The 21,787-nt window shown below is 62.2% G+C and carries 21 protein-coding genes; 18 read left to right on the forward strand and 3 right to left on the reverse strand.

The annotated features are described in order from the left end of the window. Nucleotides 1–106: 106 nt before the first annotated feature. From KOM00_RS03140 to KOM00_RS03175, 8 genes are all read left to right on the forward strand, one after another. On the forward strand, nt 107–841 hold the full coding sequence (locus tag KOM00_RS03140; RefSeq protein WP_216497380.1) for an amino acid ABC transporter ATP-binding protein: 735 nt from the start codon (nt 107–109) through the stop codon (nt 839–841). A gap of 178 nt (nt 842–1,019) precedes the next feature. After that, nucleotides 1,020–1,838, forward strand: a complete 819-nt coding sequence (locus KOM00_RS03145) for an ABC transporter substrate-binding protein (RefSeq protein ID WP_216497381.1) — start codon at nt 1,020–1,022, stop codon at nt 1,836–1,838. A 311-nt stretch (nt 1,839–2,149) separates the two neighbouring features. Then, complete coding sequence (locus KOM00_RS03150) at nt 2,150–3,022, forward strand: cytochrome C (RefSeq protein WP_216497382.1); 873 nt, start codon at nt 2,150–2,152, stop codon at nt 3,020–3,022. 110 nt (nt 3,023–3,132) lie between these two features. Beyond that, nucleotides 3,133–3,528: a DUF948 domain-containing protein gene (locus KOM00_RS03155; RefSeq protein WP_216497383.1), complete on the forward strand. Its 396-nt coding sequence runs from the start codon at nt 3,133–3,135 to the stop codon at nt 3,526–3,528. Nucleotides 3,529–3,533: 5 nt separating this feature from the next. Further along, complete coding sequence (locus KOM00_RS03160) at nt 3,534–3,848, forward strand: YtxH domain-containing protein (protein WP_216497384.1); 315 nt, start codon at nt 3,534–3,536, stop codon at nt 3,846–3,848. Nucleotides 3,849–3,946: 98 nt separating this feature from the next. Next, nucleotides 3,947–5,293 (forward strand): YhjD/YihY/BrkB family envelope integrity protein, encoded by a 1,347-nt coding sequence (locus KOM00_RS03165; protein ID WP_216497385.1) that lies wholly within the window; start codon nt 3,947–3,949, stop codon nt 5,291–5,293. Between the two features lie 33 nt (nt 5,294–5,326). Further along, a complete protein-coding gene (locus KOM00_RS03170) occupies nt 5,327–6,658 on the forward strand; it encodes a penicillin-binding transpeptidase domain-containing protein (protein WP_216497386.1) in 1,332 nt (443 codons plus the stop codon). 6 nt (nt 6,659–6,664) lie between these two features. Further along, complete coding sequence (locus tag KOM00_RS03175; protein WP_216497468.1) at nt 6,665–6,901, forward strand: CxxCxxCC domain-containing protein; 237 nt, start codon at nt 6,665–6,667, stop codon at nt 6,899–6,901. Here KOM00_RS03175 and KOM00_RS03180 read toward each other — a convergent pair. Beyond that, nucleotides 6,898–7,611, reverse strand: coding sequence for a UDP-2,3-diacylglucosamine diphosphatase (locus tag KOM00_RS03180; protein WP_216497387.1), 714 nt, complete (start codon nt 7,609–7,611; stop codon nt 6,898–6,900). The genes KOM00_RS03175 and KOM00_RS03180 overlap by 4 nt on opposite strands. A 75-nt stretch (nt 7,612–7,686) precedes the next feature. Here KOM00_RS03180 and KOM00_RS03185 point away from each other — a divergent pair, with 75 nt between their 5' ends. From KOM00_RS03185 to KOM00_RS03205, 5 genes are all read left to right on the forward strand, one after another. Next, nucleotides 7,687–8,121 (forward strand): UPF0158 family protein, encoded by a 435-nt coding sequence (locus KOM00_RS03185; RefSeq protein ID WP_216497388.1) that lies wholly within the window; start codon nt 7,687–7,689, stop codon nt 8,119–8,121. 125 nt (nt 8,122–8,246) lie between these two features. Then, entirely contained in the window at nt 8,247–8,747 is a 501-nt protein-coding gene (locus KOM00_RS03190; protein ID WP_216497389.1) for a rhodanese-like domain-containing protein, read from the forward strand. After that, nucleotides 8,744–9,205: a MauE/DoxX family redox-associated membrane protein gene (locus tag KOM00_RS03195; protein WP_216497390.1), complete on the forward strand. Its 462-nt coding sequence runs from the start codon at nt 8,744–8,746 to the stop codon at nt 9,203–9,205. Before KOM00_RS03190 ends, KOM00_RS03195 begins: the two co-directional genes overlap by 4 nt. A 65-nt stretch (nt 9,206–9,270) precedes the next feature. Continuing rightward, on the forward strand, nt 9,271–9,888 hold the full coding sequence (gene plsY / locus KOM00_RS03200; protein WP_216497391.1) for a glycerol-3-phosphate 1-O-acyltransferase PlsY: 618 nt from the start codon (nt 9,271–9,273) through the stop codon (nt 9,886–9,888). Nucleotides 9,889–10,118: 230 nt separating this feature from the next. Beyond that, nucleotides 10,119–11,141, forward strand: a complete 1,023-nt coding sequence (locus KOM00_RS03205) for a peptidylprolyl isomerase (protein WP_216497392.1) — start codon at nt 10,119–10,121, stop codon at nt 11,139–11,141. Between the two features lie 61 nt (nt 11,142–11,202). Here KOM00_RS03205 and rpoH read toward each other — a convergent pair whose 3' ends face one another. After that, nucleotides 11,203–12,054 (reverse strand): RNA polymerase sigma factor RpoH, encoded by an 852-nt coding sequence (gene rpoH, locus KOM00_RS03210; RefSeq protein ID WP_216497393.1) that lies wholly within the window; start codon nt 12,052–12,054, stop codon nt 11,203–11,205. Nucleotides 12,055–12,269: 215 nt separating this feature from the next. Here rpoH and KOM00_RS03215 point away from each other — a divergent pair, with 215 nt between their 5' ends. Next, nucleotides 12,270–13,343: a branched-chain amino acid aminotransferase gene (locus tag KOM00_RS03215; protein ID WP_216497394.1), complete on the forward strand. Its 1,074-nt coding sequence runs from the start codon at nt 12,270–12,272 to the stop codon at nt 13,341–13,343. A gap of 181 nt (nt 13,344–13,524) precedes the next feature. Here the strand turns inward: KOM00_RS03215 and KOM00_RS03220 are convergent, their stop codons facing one another. Further along, nucleotides 13,525–14,091 carry a hypothetical protein gene (locus KOM00_RS03220; protein WP_236026713.1) on the reverse strand — a complete coding sequence of 189 codons (567 nt, stop codon included), beginning with the start codon at nt 14,089–14,091 and terminating at the stop codon, nt 13,525–13,527. Between the two features lie 244 nt (nt 14,092–14,335). Here KOM00_RS03220 and clpB point away from each other — a divergent pair, with 244 nt between their 5' ends. The 4 genes from clpB to glgA all read left to right on the forward strand — a co-directional run bounded on the left by clpB (nt 14,336) and on the right by glgA (nt 20,978). Then, nucleotides 14,336–16,927: an ATP-dependent chaperone ClpB gene (gene clpB / locus KOM00_RS03225; protein WP_216497395.1), complete on the forward strand. Its 2,592-nt coding sequence runs from the start codon at nt 14,336–14,338 to the stop codon at nt 16,925–16,927. A gap of 120 nt (nt 16,928–17,047) precedes the next feature. Beyond that, nucleotides 17,048–17,902: a DNA-binding protein gene (locus KOM00_RS03230; protein WP_216497396.1), complete on the forward strand. Its 855-nt coding sequence runs from the start codon at nt 17,048–17,050 to the stop codon at nt 17,900–17,902. A 165-nt stretch (nt 17,903–18,067) separates the two neighbouring features. Further along, a complete protein-coding gene (locus KOM00_RS03235) occupies nt 18,068–19,327 on the forward strand; it encodes a M48 family metallopeptidase (protein ID WP_216497397.1) in 1,260 nt (419 codons plus the stop codon). A gap of 88 nt (nt 19,328–19,415) precedes the next feature. After that, nucleotides 19,416–20,978 (forward strand): glycogen synthase GlgA, encoded by a 1,563-nt coding sequence (gene glgA / locus KOM00_RS03240; RefSeq protein WP_216497398.1) that lies wholly within the window; start codon nt 19,416–19,418, stop codon nt 20,976–20,978. Nucleotides 20,979–21,787 lie beyond the last annotated feature (809 nt).

Here is a 21,787-nt window from a genome sequence, read left to right on the forward strand (position 1 = left end):
GAAGTTTGACAACATCGAAAATTGGGTTGCATTTGCCGCGCCTGTTACTTAAGATGAGAGTAATGAGAACAGGGTGGTGCAGGTCTTAACCGTGCAGGAGCAACCCATGATCGAATTCAGAGGCGTCCACAAGTGGTTCAAGAAGCTGCACGTGCTGAACGACATCAACCTCCACGTGAAACCGGGGGAGGTGCTCGTGGTGTGCGGCCCCTCGGGCAGCGGCAAGTCGACCCTGATCCGGACCGTGAACCAGCTTGAGCCGATCGACCGGGGCACCCTGATCGTCGACGGCAAGGACCTGAGCGACAAGAAGCTCGACATCAACAAGCTGCGCGCCGAAGTCGGTTTCGTGTTCCAGCAGTTCAACCTCTACCCTCACCTCTCCGTACTCGCCAATATCACCCTGGCCCCCATCAAGATACGCAAGACTCCCAAGGCGCAGGCGCAGGAGCAGGCCATGGCGCTTCTGGACCGGGTAGGGCTTTCCGAGAAACGGGACGCCTATCCCGCGCAGCTCTCCGGAGGCCAGCAGCAGCGCGTCGCCATCGCCCGGGCACTGGCCATGAAGCCGCGCATCATGCTCTTCGACGAGCCGACCTCCGCGCTCGACCCAGAGATGATCGGCGAGGTGCTCGACGTCATGCAGAAGCTCGCCCTGAGCGGCATGACCATGGTCGTGGTCACCCACGAGATGGGCTTCGCCCGCGAGGTTTCCCACCGGGTGGTGTTCATGGACCAGGGGACCATACTGGAGCAGGCCGCTCCCGAGCAGTTCTTCAAGAACCCGCAACACGAGCGGGCACAGCAGTTCCTGAAACAACTGCTCTCGCCCATGCACTGACCTAACTGCCGTTCTACGTGCTACGTTCCACGTTTACTGCTTTCCTCCGCTCATCCGGCGACAGTTTTTCGTTCGACAAGCTGCAAAGCCTGAACACTCTGATATAATCGCGTACGTTTTAACGTAGAACATAGAACTTAGAATGTAGAACGATTTTCATTCCCAAGGAGGAAAACTGATGAAAAGACTGTTGACGCTGTTCGCTGCTGTTGCCCTGGTCGGCATCATGGCCCACGCCGCGCTGGCCGCCGGGGACACCCTGGCCGAGGTGAAGAAGAAAGGGGTCCTCGTGGCCGGTGTGAAGGATTCGCTCCCCCCCTTCGGCTACGTGGACGAGAAGACCCGCGAGATCGTGGGCTACGACATCGACTTCTGCAGGTACATCGCCAAGAAGCTCGGCGTGAAGCTTGAAGTGAAACCGGTCACCTCGGCGTCGCGCATGCCGCAGCTCATGGAAGGAAACATCGACATCATCGCCGCCACCATGACCAAGAACCCGGAACGCGCCAAGCAGATCGACTTCAGCCACACCTACTTCCTCACCGGCCAGAAGTTCATCACCAAGAAGGGCGCGGTGAAGAGCCTCAAGGACCTGGAAGGGAAGAAGATCGGCACCGCCAAAGGGTCGACCTCGGAACAAAACGTGGCCAAGGCGATCCCCACCGCCACCATCCTCTCCTTCGACGACTACCCGCAGGCGTTTCTGGCGCTGCAGCAGGGTAAGGTGGCGGCAGTCACCACGGACGAGTCGATCCTCGCCGGCATCCTCGGCAAGGCGCCCAACAAGAACAGGTTCGAGATCCCCAACCTGCAGATCTCCGAGGAGCCCTACGGCCTCGGCATGCGCAAGGACGACAAGAACTTCGTCGCATTCGTGAACAAGACCCTGCTCGAGATGGAGAAAAACGGCGAAGCCAAGAAGATCTTCGAGAAGTGGTTCGGCCCGAAGACCGCCACCCCGCTCAAGCGCACCTTCAAGATCACCGCTGACAAGTAGCCTCCCCGCTTTCGGCCTCCCCCCCGCCGGGGAGGCCGAAACTTCGTTCACCCCGCCGCAAACATCGGTATCAGATCAACAAACAGTGTAAAAAGTGCGCCAGGCTGGTTCTTTATCGACACATCTCTCTTTGTCGGCGCTCGCCCGGATCTCACCCTTACCGTTATCGGTAAGGATGGACTGTAGTTAGCGCGGTGACGATGCTGGATCAAGGGGTCCGTTTCAGTGCCTAAACCCTTGACAATTCACCTCAAGACGTTATATAAATCCATGCTTAAAATTAACTCTGTTTTAATACCAAGGAGGGGGCAATGAGAGTAGCAAAACTTTTCAACCTTGTATCGGCCCTGGCGCTGTTCGCATTCGTGGGAACTGCAGCCGCAGCCGATCCTGCACAACCTACGGCGGTGCTGAGCAACACGGACTGCGTGAAGTGCCATGAGCAGCCGCCCAAGGATATCGCAGCTGCCGGCGGCAAGCACAAAACCGAGGTGACCTGCCAGGACTGTCACGTCGGCCACCCGCCCAAGGTTAAGAAGCCGATCCCGCAGTGCAGCCAGTGCCATGAAGGCAAGCCGCACTACAAGCTCCAGGGCTGCCTCGGCTGCCACTCCAACCCCCATACTCCGAAGAACATAAAGTTCGGCAACAACGTCACCGATCCGTGCCTGACCTGCCACACCGGCCAGATCGAGCAGCTGCGTTCCTTCAAGAGCAAGCACTCCGCCCTCAACTGCTCCTTCTGCCACAACGTACACGGCCGGATTCCGGACTGCACCCAGTGCCACAAGTCCCACTCCAGCGAAATCGTGCAGAAGGACTGCAAGGTCTGCCACCAGGCCCACAAGCCGGCTGACGTGACCTACAAGTCCGACACCCCGTCCAAGTTCTGCGCCGCCTGCCACAGCAAGGCGTTCAAGCTGCTGACCTCCAGCACCGCCAAGCACAGCAAGCTCGCCTGCGTCTACTGCCACCAGGCCAAGCACAAGATGGTGCCGCAGTGCACCCAGTGCCACGTCAAGCCGCACCCGGCCGCCATCATGGCGAAGTTCCCGAAATGCGGCGAGTGCCACAGCATCGCGCACGACCTGAACCGTTGGGGCGACGCGGCTCCGGCAGCCCCGGCAGCGGCTCCGGCCAAACCGGCTGCTCCGGCCAAGCCGGCCAAACCGGTCAAGAAGTAATACTCCTGCAGCAAATCGGGGAGGCCCTGTGCGGCCTCCCCGACCTTTTTACCCCTCCCCAGTTTCCAAGCCTTTGAAGAAAACAGTTCGCCCAGTACCAGGAGGATCGCATGCTTTTTCTACAGATAACCTCGGCAGTGACGGCGCTGACCCTCGTCGTGCTGGCGCTGTGCCTGATTCCGGTCCTCACTGAACTAAAAAAGGCGGCAATCGCACTGCAGGGCGCCGCGGACCTGCTGCAAAAGGAAGTGACGCCGCTAGTCAAGGAACTGCGTGACACAGTGGCGGATGTCCAGGTAGTTACCGGTGCCGCGGCTGCCAACGCGGACGGCGTGAACATGCTTTTAAGCGAGCTCGGCCACGCCGGACACAACATACGCATGATCAACAAGGTACTTGGGATCGCGTCTGACATCGTGACCAACTCCTCGGTCTGGATGGCCGGTGCCAAGGTTGCAGGCAGATACATTGCTGATAGAATAATCAAAACCAAAATTAGGGGGTGACCGACATGTCAAAAGATAAAGATATCGGGACCGGTACCATGCTGCTTTCCTTCCTGGCCGGTGCTGCCGTCGGGATCGGGGCAGCCCTGCTCCTCGCGCCGAACACCGGCGAGGAACTGCGCGGCAAGATCAAGGATCTGGCCGACGACGCGGTGGACAAGATCAAGGAATACGCCAGCGAGGCGCAGGACAAGATCAGGTCCAGCTACGAGGACGGCAAGGATCTGGTGCTGGAGAAGAAGAACATCATCTCCTCGGCCATAGAGGCCGGCAAGGAGGCGATGGAGCGGGAAAGGGAGAAGCAGAAGCCCCAGGCCTGATCCCCGCGGACTCCACGTAAAAGCCCACCTCAGGTGGGCTTTTTTTCTTTGCGGCGGATTCATGCGCCCCCCGCACGCCGCAACAGGTGCCACAGCTTATGAACGGTTCATCAAACAGCAAGAAGAAGTTTTCCCCCGGCATGATCTGGCAGTACGACCCTACAACCATCGGGGGGTGGCGGGGCAAGGCACTCGGGATCCTGCAGTTCACCGGCTTCGCCTTCACCAACTTCATGGCCAACAACTCCCTCCTGCGCGCCACGGCCCTCTCCTTCACGACACTTCTGTCCCTGGTGCCGCTGCTCGCCCTCGCCTTCTCGGTGCTGAAGGGGCTCGGCGCCCAGAACCGCCTGGTGCCGCTGATCCTCAAGCAGGTCACCGCCGGCAACGAGGAGGTGGTGAACCGGGTCATCTCCTACATCGGCAACACCAACATGGGATCGGTGGGGGCGATCGGCCTCGCCGCGCTCCTCTTCACCGCGATCAGCATGCTGGGGAGCATCGAGGAGGCCTTCAACGTGATCTGGGGGGTGCCGGAGACCCGCACCTTCTACCGCAAGTTCAGCGACTACCTGAGCGTCCTGGTCAGCGCACCGCTTTTGCTTCTGGCCGCCACCAGCATCACCACCACGCTGTCGAGCAAGTGGCTCACCAGCTGGATCATGGAGTGGACCTACCTGGGGGACCTGTTCCTGTTCACCCTGGGGCTCACCCCGTACCTCGTGGTCTGGGTCGCCATCTTCCTCCTCTACGTCTTCATGCCCAACACGCGGGTCCGCTTCGACTCGGCCCTGATCGGCGCGATCCTCGCCGGCACCCTCTGGCAGTTCGCCCAGTGGGCCTACATCCACTTCCAGGTCGGCGCCGGCAACTACAACGCCATCTACGGCACCCTGGCGGCGCTCCCCATCCTGATGGTCTGGATCTACGTGAGCTGGATCATCGTCCTGTTCGGCATGGAGGTCGTGGCGGCGCACCAAAGCCGCGGCACCTTCCGGCGCGACATACGGGGGCGCGAAATAAGCCACGAGCTGCAGGAACTGGTGGCGCTGGCGGCGTTGCGCCACATCGCGGAGGCCTTCTACCGCGGCGACCCCGCCTGGGGCGAGCAGCACCTGGCAGGAAAGCTCGGCATCCCCCTGCGCATCGTGCGCAGCACGCTCGAGCACCTGCGCGAACAGGGGTTCATCGTGATGGCCGGGGAAGGGCGCGGCGGCTACTACCCCGCCCGCGACCTGAACCAGGTCTCCATCGCCGACGTACTCCTCTCCCTGAGAAAGCGCGGCGCCTCGGCCGCCATCTCCGGGGAGGAGCTGGCCGAGGGGCTCCTGAACGAATCGGAAGAGGCCGTCGCGGCGGCCCTGGGAGGGGTGACCCTCAAGGATCTGGCCTTCCCGGAAATGCACCCGCACGGCGTTGACAAAGGGGACGCAGTTGACATATAGTGGCCCGATTCAACAGACGGTCAGAAGCGGGATATGCAAGATTTAAAAGACATCGACAAAGAAAAACACGGCAGACGACTCGGCAGGAAAAAGGCACAGGACGGGCGCAACGTCTTTCGGCAGATCGAGGAGACCAAGCCTGAGAAGAAGCGGCTCAAGATCATACTGCCGGCCATCGCGCTTTTGCTCGCCTCCTACCCCTTGATCTCCCTCTTCGGAACTCCCCGCGCCAAAAGCGCACCTGCGGCAGAGCCCCCGGCCGCCGTGTCCCTGGGCAAACTGGACCAGGGGGGCGCCTTCAAGCTTGCCGCTGATGCGTACTCGAACGCCCAGGTGCAGGGTGGGAAGTTCACGGCACCCCTGCCGCAGGGGGGGCAGGTGACCTACGGCATCGACGAAGAGGTCCAGAGAAGGATCGAGAAACTCTTCAGCGACTACAAGGTCCCCTACGGCCTCTTCGTCGCCCTGGAACCAAAGACCGGGCGCATCCTCGCCGCCGTGTCGCACTCCGCGTCGCAGCCGGGGTGGGAAAAGGGGGCGAACTACCACCTCTACCCCATGGCGTCGCTCTTCAAGATCGTGACCGCGACGGCGGCCCTGGAAGAGAAGAAGGTGGGGCCGGACACCATGTTCGCCTTCAACGGCAAGCTCACCTCGGAAAGCCCGAAATACTGGCGCGTAAGGCCCGGCCGCGGCAACCAGCAGATGCCGCTTTCCCTCGCCATGGGGAAATCGGTGAACCCGGTGTACGGCAGGCTGGCCGGCGAAGTGGTCGGGCGTGACCCGCTGCTCCTGTACGCGGGGAGGTACGGCTTCAACCACCCCATCGTCCCCGGCTCGCCGATCGCCGCCAGCACCGCACCCGTTCCGGGAACCGTCGACGAGCTGATGCGCATGGGCGCGGGTCTCAACCGGGAGGTCAAGATCTCCCCCTTCCATGCCGCCGCCATCATGGCCACGGTGGCCAACGGCGGCGTCATGATGGCGCCGTCACTCGCCAGCGAGATCCGCGACGCCAAGGGTAACGTGGTGTTCACCCAGAAGCCCCAGGTGCTGCGCACCGTGATGACGCCGCAGACGGCCAGCGCCCTGGCCCACATGCTCGCCACCACCGTGGAGAGCGGCACCTCCCGCCGCGCCTTCCACGACCGCAGGGGGAGAAGGATGCTCGCCTCGGTGCGGATCGCGGCCAAGACCGGCTCCATCGACGGGACCGATCCCGCCGGGCACTACAGCTGGTTCGCCGCCTATGCCCCGATGGAGGACCCGCAGATCGCCCTGGCCGCCCTGGTCATCAACGAGAACAAGTGGCGCATCAAGGCGACCTCGGTGGGCGAACAGGCCCTGGAGGCGTTCTTCAGGTAGGTGGAAATGCAATGCTCGGGATGCGGGACCTGTTGCGTCGCGCCGGACATCAGCTCTTTGGACAAGAAGGTGGGAGAGAGGTGCCGCCACCTCTCCGGTGAGCAGCGCTGCCTGATCTACGACGAGCGCCCGGCCGTGTGCCGGGGTTACCGCCCGGACGAGATGTGCGGGTTGATCGCCGCGCCGACCCTGGAGGAGCGGGTGGCGAATTACCTGGGGCTCTTCGGGTTGCAGCCGGACTAGGCGAAGCGCTCCAGGGTGAGCCCGGCGTCGGTCCACTGGGCGTAGGAATAATGGGTGATCCAGTCCCCCAGGGAGACGAACTCCCTCCCATCCTCCCGCAGTTGCATCGGGATATGGAAGTGGCCGGTGACGACCAGATCGCAGCCGGCTGCGAAGCGCTCGCGGGCGAAGGTTTCCAGGATGGCGGGGTAGTCCCAGCGTTCCTTGCGCGAGACATGCTGCCCGCTCGAGCGCCGGGACATGGTGGCGGCGATCCGGTCGGCCAACCGGCGCGGGAAAACCGGCACCAGCGCCCGCACCAGGGGGGCGTGCAGCACGAAGCGCAGGGCCCGGTAGCGGTAATCGGCACGGTTGATCTGGTCCCCATGGCACAGGCAGACCCTCCTGCCGTCGAGCTGCAGTTCCGCGGCTCCGGCATGAACCTCGGCCTGCAGCTGCTCCCTGAAGAAGTCCCCCAGGTGGAAGTCGTGGTTCCCCTCGAAGTAGACGATGCGCACTCCGCGCCCCCTCACCCGCTTAAGGCACTCCACGATTTCACGATAGTGGGCGTACACCGGCCGAGGGTTCCCGATCCAGAACTCGAAGATGTCACCGAGCAGATAAAGGGTGTCCGTGTCGGTGGGGAGCGTGTCCAGGAAACGGACCAGGGTCCGGTAGTTCCGGTCCTGCGGGCTCCTCAGGTGGGCGTCGGCGATGAAAATCTTGCGCATTCGCGCAATATATACAAAAATACGGGGTTGGTAAAGGGAACAACCTTAACCTCAACCTGTTTTTAAGAGGTACCGATGCACGCACTACGCAACCTGGAGATCGTCTGGGAAGACCTGATGGAGGCCTTCGAGAACGGCGACCCGGACATGATCTACTTCCTGGACCGTGAGACCGGCGAGGTCTTTTCGGTTCCGGCCGAATACGAGGACGAAAGTTTCTGGGAAGAGGTGGCCTCTCAGGAGGAGCGCTTCCTCGAGGTCCCTCCCTTCGACTACGGGCAGGAGCGCCAGCTGGTGCACGCCTTCATCCAGCGGCTGACCAACGAGAGCCTCAAGGGGATGCTGGCGCGGGCCTTCAGCGGCAAGCAGTCCCACGGCAGGCTGCACGAGATCCTCTCCTTCTACCCCGAGGAACAGGAGCGCTTCCAGGCGATCAGGGAGGCCTTCCTCACCGACCGCGCCGCCCAGTGGCTCGAGGAGCACGACATCTACCCCCCCGAACGTTTCTAATATGCACCCAAGGGGCGCCCGGTTGACCTGGACGCCGCTTTTGCGTAACATCTCTCAGGTGGCTACTTCAACCAGGGACTGCCGCCGGCCCACGCCGCCGACCGCCCCCCCATCCGGGTCTGGACATGGCACAGAAAAGCTCGCTCAAAACCGTCCTCGAGATCGCCGTCATCGTGTTCGTCTCGGCGGTCTTCGGCATCTTCTGGAACAGGACGCTCCTGGCCGACGCCTGGCGCGGCGCGCCTGCTGCCCCGCAGGCTGCGCCGGCCGCGCAGCAGGCGGAGGCGCTCCCGATGCCCATCGGTCTTGCGCAGGTGAAGGAGCTGCACGACTCGGGACAGGCGGTGCTGGTTGACGCCAGAAGCGGCGCCAGCTTCGCAAAGGAGCACATCTCCGGCGCACGTTCCCTGCCGCTTGAGGAAGCGACCCGGCAGCGGACGCCGCAGCTCGAGGGGGTCGCCAAAGACGCCGTTGTCATCGCCTACTGCAACGGCTTTTCCTGCCACGACAGCATGGACCTGGGCAAGCTCCTGATCAAGGCGGGTTACGGCTCGGTCTACGTCTTCGAAGGGGGACTCCCGGAGTGGCGGGACTCCGGCTACCCGACCTCGGGAGGAGCGCGATGAAACTCTTCCACGCCCGCATGATCCCCGTGGCGCTCCGCGTCGCCCTGGGCGCCATCTTCATCTATGCCGCTGTCCCTAAGATCGCCGACCCCGTTGCCTTCGCCGGCAGCGTGGCCGCCTACCGCATCCTCCCCTACTTCTGGAGCTACCTCACCGCCGCTGTGCTTCCCTTTCTGGAGCTGCTCTGCGGGGTGCTCCTGGTCTGCGGGGTACGGGTCAGAAGCGGCGCGCTGATCATCGGCGTGCTGAACCTCGTCTTCATGGTAGCCCTCGCCTCCGCCATGATCCGGGGCCTGGATATCGACTGCGGCTGCTTCCGCCCGGAAGGCGCCAAGACCGCCCCTTGGGTCGCGCTGTTGCGCGACACCCTCTTCCTCTTCATGACTGCCATCGTTATCCGGCACGAGCGGCTGCAGGTGCGCTCCCCCCTCCCGGAGCGCACCGCCTTTCGCGACTGAGGGCCAAACGCCCTCCCCACCCTTCGACACCCCACGGCTTGCAGTTTGAGTGGAAATACTGTAGGATGCGCCGTTGTTTCATTAAGTACCGGGAGAACGCTTTGAACGAGATTCTGCTCCTGGTCGGCGCGTACCTGCTCGGCTCGGTACCGACCGGCCTGCTTCTGGCCCGGAGCATGGGCATCAACATCAGGGAATGTGGCAGCGGCAACATCGGCGCCACCAACGTCTACCGCACCGCCGGCAAAAAACTGGGCATCATGACCCTGGTCGGGGACTGCCTCAAGGGGGTGATCCCGGTCCTGGTCGCACAGGCGCTGGGGCTCTCTCCGGTGTGGGTCGCGGCCATCGGCCTGGCCGCCTTCCTCGGCCACGTCTACACCGTGTTCCTTGGCTTCAAGGGAGGGAAAGGGGTCGCCACCGCGCTGGGCGTGCTGCTGGGAACCGCACCGCTGGCTGTGCTGTTCGGAATCGCCGTTTTCGCCGCCGTCCTGTACAAGTGGCGCTACGTCTCCCTGGCCTCCATCAGCGCAGCCGCCTGCATCCCCGTGCTGGCCTGGGCCACCTGCACACCCCGCGAAACCATCGTCATGGCCTTCGTGATCGCCGTGATCGTGATCCTAAAGCACCACGAAAACATCGCCAGGCTGCGGGCCGGCACCGAGAACAAGTTCAAGGCCTGAGCCCGTCTCCTCGGGACCCTCGCTTCTCCCCCCCTCCCTGCGCACCGTTCGCCGGATGGGTCATTTGCACCTGCAAGTGACCCATCTTCACCCACCCTCCCGCGGCAGCCTTCGGCACCTCCACGCTAACACCCCGTAATACCCCGTTTGCTTCACGGCGTGCACGACAGGTATGCCTCTTGCTGTCTGCATGGCGTAGACGAACGTCGGCGCGTGTGTGGAGGAAGTGCATGTCCCATTGGAGAAGAGTGACCGCTGCGGCGGCCGCGATACCGCTCCTGTTTATAAACCTGGCAGCCTGTACCCCATCCGATCAAACGCAGCAATCGAAGGCCTCGCCCCCTCCCCAGCAAGGTTCCCCGAGCGACCCTGTTCACCGGGTAAACGGAAGGGCCATCACACGCGCAGAGCTGGATCGCGCGGTGAGAAGCCTCGTCGAGACAAGGCGCTTGCACCATCCGCCAAGCGCAGAGGAACTCGGCGCGCTGAAAAAGGAGGCGCTGGAGGGGCTTATATCCAAGGAGCTTTTGTACCAGGCCGCGCAGAAGTCGGAAGTCAAGAACCTGGAGCAACAGGTAGCGCAGGCGATCGCCCTCGACCGCGCCAGGTACCGGGGCGGCGAGGCCTATGCCAGCGAGATGAGGAAAGCCGGTCTCACCCTGCCGCAGATGGAGCAGTTGGTGCGCAAGGAGCTGGTGATCGACCGCTTCCTGGAGAGCAAGTTCGGAGCCCGGATCACCATCGGCGCGGACGAGGCGAAAAGCTTCTACGAGACCAACCGGGAACGCTTCAGGACCGGGAGCAGCGTCAGGGCGAGCCATATCCTGGTGACGGTTGCCGAGCGTGCCCAGGAGCAGGAGAAGGAGCGGGCACGCGAACGGGCGGAAATCCTGCTGCACCGGGTACGCGAGGGGGAGAATTTCGGGATACTGGCGGAATCGCACTCGGACTGCCCCAGCAAGGCCCGCGGAGGAGATCTCGGCTTCTGCAAAAAAGGGGAGCTCGATCCGCCGCTGGAGCAGGCGGTGTCCGCGCTGAATCCGGGGGAGATCAGCGACCTGGTGCAGACCAGGTTCGGGTTCCACATCCTGAAGGTGACCGAGCGGCGTGCCCCGCGCCCGGAAAGCTACCAGGAGGCCGAGGCGGAGATCTACGCCTGCTTGAGGAGGGAGAAGATGCGGCGGCTGGTGGCGGAGTATGTGGCCGAACTGCGCGCCAGGGCCAAGGTGGAACCGGTGGGCGCCGGGTCCTGAAAAAAAGAAAGGGCGTCTTCCCGGGAAGACGCCCTTTCTATAATTGCGATGCGGCTCGTGCTCATGCCGCCTGTTCCAGCACCAGCGGGGTCAGGAAGCGCTTCATCTTCTTCAGTGCCCCTTCCTCGATCTGCCGTACCCGCTCCCTCGAGATGGAGAAGTGGTCGGCGATCTCCTGCAGGGTGAGCGGCTGGTCGGCCGAGACCCGGCGCTCGATGACGAAGCGCTCCTTCTCGTTCAGCTGCTCGAGCGCGCTCGCCACGCTCCGCTCCAGCATGGTGGCCTCCTGGCGTTCGGCCAGCATTTCCTCCTGGTTCTGGCGCAGGTCGGGCAGGCTCTCGAGGAAGGTGGCACCCTCCCCTTCGAACATCTCCACGTCCAGCGAGAGTTCGCCCCTCAGGCGCTGTTCCATCTCCTGTGCCTCGGTGTCCTTCACGTCCAGCGAGATCGCCGCCGCGTGGAGGTCTCCCTCCCCGGTCATGTTGATGATCGCCTGCTTGGCCTGGTTCAGTTTGAAAAAGAGCTTTCTCTGCGCCTGGGTAGTGCCGATCTTCAGGAGGCTCCAGGCGGAAATGATGTGGTTTTGGATGTACGCCCTGATCCACCACACGGCGTACGAGATGAGACGGACCCCCTTGGCAGGGTCGAACTTGCGCACGGCCATCATCAGGCCGACGTTACCCTCCTGGATCAGGTCCAGCATCTTCATGCCGTAGGAGCGGTACTCCCCGGCGATCTTCACGACAAACCTGAGGTTCGAGGTGATCAGCTTGTGCGCTGCCTCCAGGTCCCCCTCGTCCCGAAACCTGTAGGCCAGATCCATCTCCTCATCCGCCGACAGAAGCGGAAAACGGTTGATTTCCGTGAGGTACAGGGTAAGGCTGTCTATAGGTACCGGCATTGCGTGTGTCATGTTGGTCTCTCCCTTGTGAGTGCTGGTTTTGCCTTCTGCTTGTTAGCACTCTCAACTCCTGAGCGCCAATAAATATATCAAGCGGCATGTAAAAAATCAAGGGGATGCCCCGTAATATAGGGGGTTAAATTACTTGCGCCTGCCGTCGCGAATGTGGTAAACGAAAAGATCCAAATAAGCGACGCCTGGCGCCGACAAACCGGAGGTTCTGCCACATGGAGATCAGGGTAATACCGATTAGCGAGGGGGAGAAGAAGGCCAAGTATACCGACGAGTCACAGCTGGGCTTCGGCAGGATTTTTACCGATTACATGCTGCTGGTCGAGTGGAAAGAGGGTCAGGGGTGGGTCGATGCGCGGATCAAGAAGTACGAACCGTTCCAGATCGACCCCGCGGCGCTCGTTTTGCACTACGCGCAGGAAATCTTCGAGGGGCTGAAGGCCTACAAGTGGGAGGACGGCACCATCGCGCTGTTCCGCCCGGAGATGAATGCACGCCGCTTCAACCACTCCGCCGAACGGCTCTGCATGCCCGAGGTCCCGGAGGAGCTCTTTGTAAAGGGGATCGAGCAGTTGGTAGCCCAGGAGAGCGCCTGGGTCCCCGGCAGTGAAGGGACCTCGCTCTACATCCGCCCCGCCATGATCGCCGTGGAACCGCACGTCGGCATCAAGCCCTCGGACCATTACTATTTCTACGTGATACTCTCCCCGGTCGGCGCCTACTACGCCAACGGCTTCAACCCGGTCAGGATCATGGTGGAGGACAAGTACGTACGTGCCACCCCCGGCGGCACCGGCGAAGCCAAGACCGGCGGCAACTACGCCAGCTCGTTGAAGGCAGGCCTCGAAGCGAAGAAGAAAGGGTACGACCAGGTGCTCTGGCTGGACGGCGTACACAAGCGTTACATCGAGGAAGTGGGCTCGATGAACATGTTCTTCGCCTACGGCGACACCATCGTGACCGCGCCGCTGGAAGGGAGCATCCTGCACGGCATCACCCGCGACTCGGTGCTGACCCTGGCCAAGTCCATGGGGCTCAAGGTCGAGGAGCGCAAGATCGACGTCAACGACCTGATGCAGGACCTGAAGAGCGGCAAGATCACCGAAGCCTTCGGCAGCGGCACCGCGGCAGTGGTGACCCCGGTGGGCACGCTCTGCTATGCCGGTGAAACCGTCCAGGTCGGCAACGGCGGCGTCGGCAAGCACACCCAGACCCTCTACGACACCCTGACCGGCATCCAGACCGGCAAGATCGAAGACAAGTTCGGCTGGATGAGGAAAGTAAAATAATGAAAAGGGGGCAGGCACCGTAAAGGTCCCTGCCCCCTTTCACTTTTCCCACCAAGTTACTTCTTCCCCGCAGCCTATCACGATCCGCATCACAGGATACCCTCCCCCCGGGAGCAGGCAGGGTGGGGCGCCGGCAACTGCGATCTCTTCACTTCGTTGTAACGCCCTCGCACGCCGAAATCTAAAACAGCTCCATCTGGCCGCTCAGGAGTTCACCGGGAGCCGGCGCCACCTTACCCGGCCCCTCGATCCCCTTCCAGGACTGGCCGCCCCTTATCATTTCCTGGAGCCACTTCTTGGGAACCGACCGGTAACGGCAACGTTTCAATGCACCAACGGTGATGGTGGCGGAGACGACCCCACGGCGGATGCGCGGCACTATCTCCGTTATCTTGCCTATGAACAGGAAGCACCGGGTCGCGTCTTTGTGCTCAAGGAGCACCTCGTCACCGATTACGGCGAGACAGATGGCGTGGTGGCGCTTGTTGTCCACGAAGAAACTGACGGCGCATCCCGGCGTGGCGACAACCGGTTTCGACAGCTCGTCGGCATCCCAGACCAACTCCTCGCCGTCATCCGGATCATCGTCGAGAAGTGCGTCCGGATCCTCGCCGTAGAATAGATGCTCGTCCTCCGCCAGGTCGAGGTCATCATCCAGCTCGTCTTCGGCCGTCGGCTCCTGCTCCAGCTCGGCATCCTGATTGCCTTCGGCGCCTGTTCCGTTATCGTTGCAATGCCACTTTGCCAACTCAGCTCCCCTGCAAGCCTCACACCCTTGTCACCGGCAGCTCGCCATCGTACATCCCGAGACTCCGGTGCCACGGCTCTGCCATATCGCTGCCGGATAATGCCATATCTTTTCGCGCACGACAAGCGTTGCCGCGATGGTGGTTCCTCCGCCGGGCCATCGCACGCCACGCTAAAAACCGCCCCCTACCTTGACACGCCCCCCTCCCCTCCCTATCTTCTTTTAAGACTTAGGAGGCAACCCCATGATTAGACCCGAAAAAATGACGGTGAAGACGCAGGAAGCCATCGCGACGGCGCACGAAAATGCCCTCGCCATGTCGGCCCCCAGCATAGAAGCGGAACACCTGCTGCTGGCCCTGGTCGACCAGGAGGGGGGCTTCGTGCCCGATCTCATCAAGAAGATCGGCGCTCCCCTCCCGCGCCTGCGCGAGAGCGTGGGCGAGGTGCTCAAGCGCCTCCCCAAGGTGACCGGCGGGGCGCAGGTCGGCCTATCGGCCGCTCTCAACCGCATCCTGGACCAGGCCCAGAAGGAAGCGGACGCGATGCACGACTCCTTCGTCTCGACCGAACACCTGCTGCTGGCGCTGGTCGCGTCCAAGGAGACCCCGAGCGGCCGGCTGTTGAGCCAAAACGGCGTGACCCGCGACGGCATCCTCTCCGCGCTCAAGGAACTGCGCGGCGGCGAGGCGGTCAACGAACAGGATCCCGAACAGAAATACCAGGCGCTGGCGAAATACTGCCGCGACCTGACCGACCTGGCCCGCCAGGGGAAACTCGACCCGGTCATCGGGCGCGATGACGAGATCCGTCGCGTGCTCCAGGTGCTCTCCCGCCGCACCAAGAACAACCCGGTCCTGATCGGCGAGCCGGGGGTCGGCAAGACCGCCATCGCCGAGGGGCTCGCCCAGCGCATCGTTTCGGGCGACGTACCCGAGACGCTCAAGGACAAGGTGGTCATGGCGCTCGACATGGGGGCCCTCATCGCCGGCGCCAAGTACCGCGGTGAGTTCGAGGAGCGGCTCAAGGCCGTGATCAAGGAGGTGGCACGCTCCGAGGGGAAGATCATCCTCTTCATCGACGAGATGCACACCCTGGTCGGCGCGGGTGCGGCCGAAGGGGCCATGGACGCCTCCAACATGCTGAAACCCGCGCTCGCCCGCGGCGAGCTGCACTGCATCGGCGCCACCACGCTCAACGAGTACAGAAAGCACATCGAGAAGGACGCCGCGCTCGAGCGGCGCTTCCAGCAGGTCTATGCCGGGGAGCCCAGCGTTGAGGAGACCATCTCCATCCTGCGCGGCCTTAAGGAGAAGTACGAGAACTACCACAAGATCAGGATCAAGGATTCCGCCATCATCGCCGCCGCGACCCTCTCGGACCGCTACATCACGGACCGGTTTCTCCCCGACAAGGCGATCGACCTGATCGACGAGGCGGCCTCCCGGCTCAGGATAGAAATAGATTCCAAGCCTACCGAGATCGACGAGATCGACCGGCGCATCATCCAGCTCGAGATCGAACGCCAGGCCATGCTTCGGGAGAAGGACGCCAAGGCGCTGGACCGCCTGAAAAAGCTGGAAGAGGAACTGGACGGCCTCAAGAAGCAGTCGGCCGAACTGCACGACCACTGGCATAAGGAGACCACCATCCTGAAGGAACTGGGCGAGCTCAAGCAGCGCAAGGAGGACAAGGCTGAGGAAGCCAAACGTGCCGAGCGCGACGGCCTCCTGGCCCGCACCGCCGAGATCCGGTACGGCGAAATCCCCGCCATCGAGAAGGAGATGGAGGACAAGCGCCTCACCCTTGAGCAGATCCAGAAGGAAGGGAAGATGCTTCCGGAGGAGGTCGACGCCGAGATGATCGCCGAGGTGGTCGCCAAGTGGACCGGCATCCCGGTGAACCGGATGCTGGAGACCGAAAGCGAGAAGCTGGTGCGCATGGAAGAGCGGCTTAAGAGCCGGGTGGTGGGCCAGGACGAGGCGCTGACCCTGGTGGCCAACGCGGTGCGCCGCGCCAGAAGCGGCCTCTCCGATCCGAACCGCCCCATCGGCTCCTTCATATTCCTGGGCCCCACCGGCGTGGGCAAGACCGAGACGGCCCGGGCCCTGGCTTCCTTCCTGTTCGACGACGACCAGGCCATCGTGCGCATCGACATGAGCGAGTACCAGGAGAAACACACGGTGGCCCGCCTGATCGGCGCGCCCCCGGGGTATGTCGGCTACGAGGAGGGAGGGCAGCTCACCGAGGCGGTGCGCCGACGCCCCTACTGCATCGTGCTCTTCGACGAGATAGAGAAGGCGCACCCCGAGGTCTTCAACGTCTTCCTGCAGATCCTGGATGACGGCAGGCTGACCGACGGGCAAGGAAGGACGGTCGACTTCAAGAACTCCGTGATCATCATGACCAGCAACCTGGGCTCACAGTGGATCCAGCAGTACGGCGCCACCGACTACGCCAAGATGCAGGGCGAGGTCATGGAGACGCTCAGGGAGGCCTTCAAGCCGGAGTTCCTGAACCGCGTCGACGAGATCGTGATCTACCACGCGCTTCCCCTGGAGCGCATCAAGGAGATCGTCTCCATTCAGCTGCAATCCCTGACCAAAAGGCTGGAGGAAAAGAGCATAGGCCTCGAGGTCACCGATCAGGCACGGGAGTTCCTGGCGCGGGAGGGGTACGACCCCGCGTATGGCGCGCGTCCCTTGAAACGGGCCCTGCAGCGCAAGATCCAGGACCCGCTTGCGCTCATGCTCTTGGAAGGGAAGTTCGGCCCCGGAGACACCGTCCGGGTCGATCTGGCAGGCGACGGAAACTCGCTGAACATCACCGGAAAATAGCGAATACGATAAGCGAAAATTAACAAATTGATATTTCATGCTTAAGCTGCTATCGTACCCGGCGCTAGGCTTCAGTTTTGCGCCGCTCAAGCGGCAATTCGATGCGGGGGAGAGTCTTAGATGATGCGTTATTCCACCATTATGTCCGTCCTCGTCACGCTGGCACTGCCGGTGGCCGGGACCTGTGCTGACGCACCCAAGGCGCCTGAAAAGGCAGATGCCAAAGTCGAAGCGGTCGCCGCGCCGAAGGCGCCTGAGAAGGCGGAATCCAAGGTCGATGCCATCACCAAGTCCATGTCCAAGAGCGACCACTCCATGATGATGGGGGGCTCGGCTCCGGCTGGGGCAGGGGCCGCCGAGATCAACCCCAACCCGACCGGCAAGGTCGTCGAGACCATGGTCGGGGGCGGCTACACCTACGCCAACCTCGAGGTGGCCGGCGGAACCAAGACCTGGGTTGCCTACCCGGTCCTCGAGACCCGCGTCGGCGACACCCTGTCCTTCCAGGGCTGCATGCCGATGACCAACTTCCAGAGCAAGACCCTGAAACGCACCTTCGACACCATCCTGTTCTGCAACGCGCCGAAAATCAAGGGTGGTGCCGCCAAGCCCGCCGCCAAGGAGGCCAAGAAGGCCGCTCCCGGCGAGAAGATCAAGGTGGAGAAGGCAACCGGCGCCAACGCCTACACGGTGGAGGAGATCTTCGCCAAGTGCGGCTCTTTGAACGGCAAGCAGATCGAGGTACGCGGCCAGGTGGTGAAGGTCGCCAGCGGCATCATGAGCAAGAACTGGCTGCACCTGCAGGACGGCACCGGCAACGACAAGAAAAAGACCAACGACCTCGTCGTGACCACCACCGACAACGCGGAAGAGGGGGATGTGATCACCGTTTCCGGCATCCTCGCCAAGGACAAGGACTTCGGCGGCGGCTACAAGTACACCGCCATCATCGAGAAGGGGAGCGTCAAGAAGTAACACGCCCCGCAGTCAAACCAGGGAAAGGCCCTCCGTCCACACGGAGGGCCTTTTTTAATAGCGCCCAAGGCTCTGATGACTACCCCGACACCAGCTCCTCACCCAGAAAGGGGGAGGACGGAAGGGGGGGGCAGAAGGTCAAGGAGCCGCCACGGGGAACGAGACATGTCTACCACAACTCTGCTGATCGCCCTCTACCTCACACGCTTCGCTGCGGCCTGCCTGCTGCGCTACCTGAACCTGCGCCACCTCCGGCGCTGCGGCTGCACCGTCCCGCAAGGGTTTGAAGACGCCGTCGACGCCGAGGCCCTCGCCAAGTCTGCAAGCTACACCCTGGCCCAGAGCCGGCTCGCCCTGGTCGATTCCGTCTACGACAGCGCGCTTTTGATCATCTTCATGTTCACCCCCTTGCTGCCGCTCTACGACCACTGGATCGCCTCGCTGACCGACTCCTTCGTGCTCCGGGGAGTGCTGTTCATGCTGGTCCTCACCCTGGTCCAGGAGGTGCTGGACATCCCCTTCTCGCTCTACAGCACCTTCCGACTGGAGCGGCGCTACGGTTTCAACACCACCACGCCGGGCCTCTGGATTTCCGACTTCCTGAAATCGACCCTGGTCTCGGCAGCCCTCACCGCCATCGTGATAAGCGCGGCGCTGCTGCTGGTCCGGCACTCGCCCGCGCTCTGGTGGCTCTGGGTCTGGGCCTTCTTCGCCATCTTTTCTATCGTCATGATCTACGTGTCCCCCTACCTGATCGAACCGCTTTTCTCCAAGTTTGAACCGCTGGGTGACCCCGATTTGGAAGAGGAAATCCGGGGCATGCTGCAAAAGGCCGACCTCAGGGTGAAGGACGTGCAGCAGATGGATGCCTCCCGCCGCAGCCTCCACTCCAACGCCTACTTTACCGGCATCGGCAGGGTGAAGCGGATCGTCCTCTACGACACGCTCCTGAAACAGATGGAGCGCCCGGAGGTCCTGGCCATCCTGGCGCACGAGGCGGGGCACTGGAAGAAGGGGCACATCTGGAAGCGGCTGGCGCTCATGGAGGCTTCCGCGCTGGCGCTCTTCTACCTGGTGCACCAGGTGATCGCATGGGGGGGGCTGCCGCAACTCTTCGGCCTCCCTGAGGCCTCGTTCCTCGCCCAGATCCTCATGGTGAGCTTCATCTTCTCCATCGTCTCCTTCCCGCTCACCCCCGTCGGCGCCTGGCTGTCGCGCCGCAACGAGTGGGAAGCCGACCGGTTCGCGGCTTCGCTCTCGGGCACCCCGGAAGCCCTCGCCTCGGCCCTTGTGAAGCTCTCAAAAGAGAACCTGGCCAACCTGCACCCGCACCCGTTCTACGCCGCCTTCTACTATAGCCATCCGCCGGTTGTGGACCGGGTGGCGGTGCTGCGCAGCATGAAGGTGGAACAAACGTCGGGATAATTAACACCACTTCATTGCGCCTCACCTCTTGATCTGGTATTTTTGGTAAGGCCTGACGCCACAAGACCCGCCACAGGAGCCGATCGAAATGCGTCTGAACATCCTGATAACCGCCTCCGAAGCGGTCCCGTTCGCTAAAGAAGGCGGCCTGGCCGACGTGGTCGGCGCACTCCCAAAGTACCTCGAGGCGCGCGGCCACGACGTTCGCGTGGTGATGCCCCGCTACTACAAGGTGGACCGTGAACGCTACCAACTGCGCCGGCTCCCCGGCGTGCTGGTGGTCCCCATGGGGGTCATCGGCAACATGTACTGCGGCGTGTACCAAGGTACCATGCCGGGTTCCAAGGTCCCCATCTACTTCCTCGAGCACGAGGACTTCTACGGGCGCGATTCCCTCTACGAGAGGGACAACCAGGGGTACCTCGACAACGACAACCGCTTCATCTTCCTCTCCAAGGCGAGCCTCGAGCTCTGCAAGATGCTCCAGTTCACCCCCGACCTGGTGCACGCCCACGACTGGCACACGGCGGCCGTGCCGGTGCTGATGAACACCTGGTACCGCCACGACCACCACCTCTCGCAGGCCGCCTCGCTGCTCACCATCCACAACATGCAACATCAGGGAAGCTTCTACGAGGGTGCCATGGACGTTCTCGGCATCGGATGGCACCACTTCACCTTCCTGGAACTGGAGATGGACAACCAGGTGAACCTCCTCAAAGGAGGGATCTACCACGCCACCGTGCTGAACACGGTCAGCGAAGGTTATGCGCGCGAAATCCAGACCGCCGAGTACGGCTGGGGACTGGAAGCGGTGGTGCGCCAGCGCTCCGACGTGCTCTCCGGCATCCTGAACGGCGTCGACTACCATGAGTGGAACCCGGAGGAGGACCGCCTCCTACCCGCCAACTTCAGCGCCCGGGACATGGGCGGCAAGGCCGTTTGCAAGAGGGAGTTGCAGCGCTCGCTGGGGCTTCCCGAGCGCGAGGACGTACCGCTGATTGGCATGGTGTCGCGCCTGGTCAAGCAAAAGGGGATCGACGTCCTGGCGCAGGCGCTGCCGCGGCTTCTCGAACTCGACATCCAGTTGGTTCTTCTCGGTGCCGGCGAGCCCTGGGCCCACTTCTACTTCGGCGGAATGGCCGCCGACCGCCCAGACCGCTTCGCCTGCCGCATCGGCTACGACAACAGCCTTGCCCACCGTATCGAGGCCGGCTGCGACTTTTTCCTGATGCCGTCCGCGTTCGAGCCCTGCGGTCTGAACCAGATGTACAGCATGCGCTACGGCACCCTCCCCATCGTGCGCGCCACCGGCGGGTTGGACGATTCGGTCGAGAACTTCAACCCGACGACCCGTAGCGGAGACGGGTTCAAGTTCTGGAACCTGGACGCCGGCGCCCTCTTCGACACGGTCGGCTGGGCGGTGCATACCTGGTACCACGACCCCGAGGGTATCGCGGCCTTGCGAAAAAACGCCATGGCCAAGAGGTTCACCTGGGAGGACGCAGCAGAGAAGTACGAACGCCTCTACCTGGAGGGGATGAGAAGGAAACTAGGCGAAGAGAGGTTCAGGCAGGTCGTGGCGGAGAGAACTCCCGCGAAGAAAAAAGCATCCCGCAAGGAAACAGAAGGATACCAGCCCCAGGCGTAGCGATGGGACGAAACGGTTTAGAGGTGACTCCTGCCGGAACGCGCGACGCCCCCCCCTGTCACAAGCGATTCTCGAAACCTTTCGCTGGAGCCTGGCAGGCGGCTACGCAATTTACGACGCCCCCCCGCTCTTTCCGTACACATCACCCTCCCTCCGGATGGTACACCCCAATTCCACTGAGGAATCCACCATTCCCGGCAAAACAGCGTAAGTCCCATCGCCAGTTTGCACTATTCCAAACGGATTAGTGCAAATCCCGTTTGAGATTTCACTATTCCCAACAAAATTGTCCAATTCCGGATCAGGTTTGCACTATTTCCAACAGAATAGTGAGATTCCGGATCAGATTTGCACTATTCCAAAAAAATAGTGCAATTCCGGATCAGGTTTGCACTATTCCAAAAAAAATAGTGCAATTTCGGATCAGGTTTGCACTATTCCAAAAAAAATAGTGCAATTCCGGATCAGGTTTGCACTATTTCCGGCAGAATAGTGAGATTTCCGTCAAGATTGCACTATTTCCGGCAAAATAGTGAGATTTCCGCCAAGATTGCACTATTTCCGCCAAAATAGTGAGATTTCGATCGAGACTTGACGATTGCATTGGACACCGACTATTTTCCGTGTAATTTCAGAATTTTAGCCGGGACCTTGCCAGCACCGGGCTCTCCCCTCGCCCACCGGGAGAGGGGAGGGGGTGAGGGTGCTCCGCCGTGCACCGCTTCTGCTGCTTGCGTCTCCCTCTCCCGGCCTTCGGCCACCCTCTCCCACCGGGAGAGGGGGTGAAGGCGGCCGCATAAAAAAAGGCG

The sequence above is a fragment of the Geomonas diazotrophica genome (assembly GCF_018919385.1).
Lineage (GTDB): Bacteria > Desulfobacterota > Desulfuromonadia > Geobacterales > Geobacteraceae > Geomonas > Geomonas diazotrophica.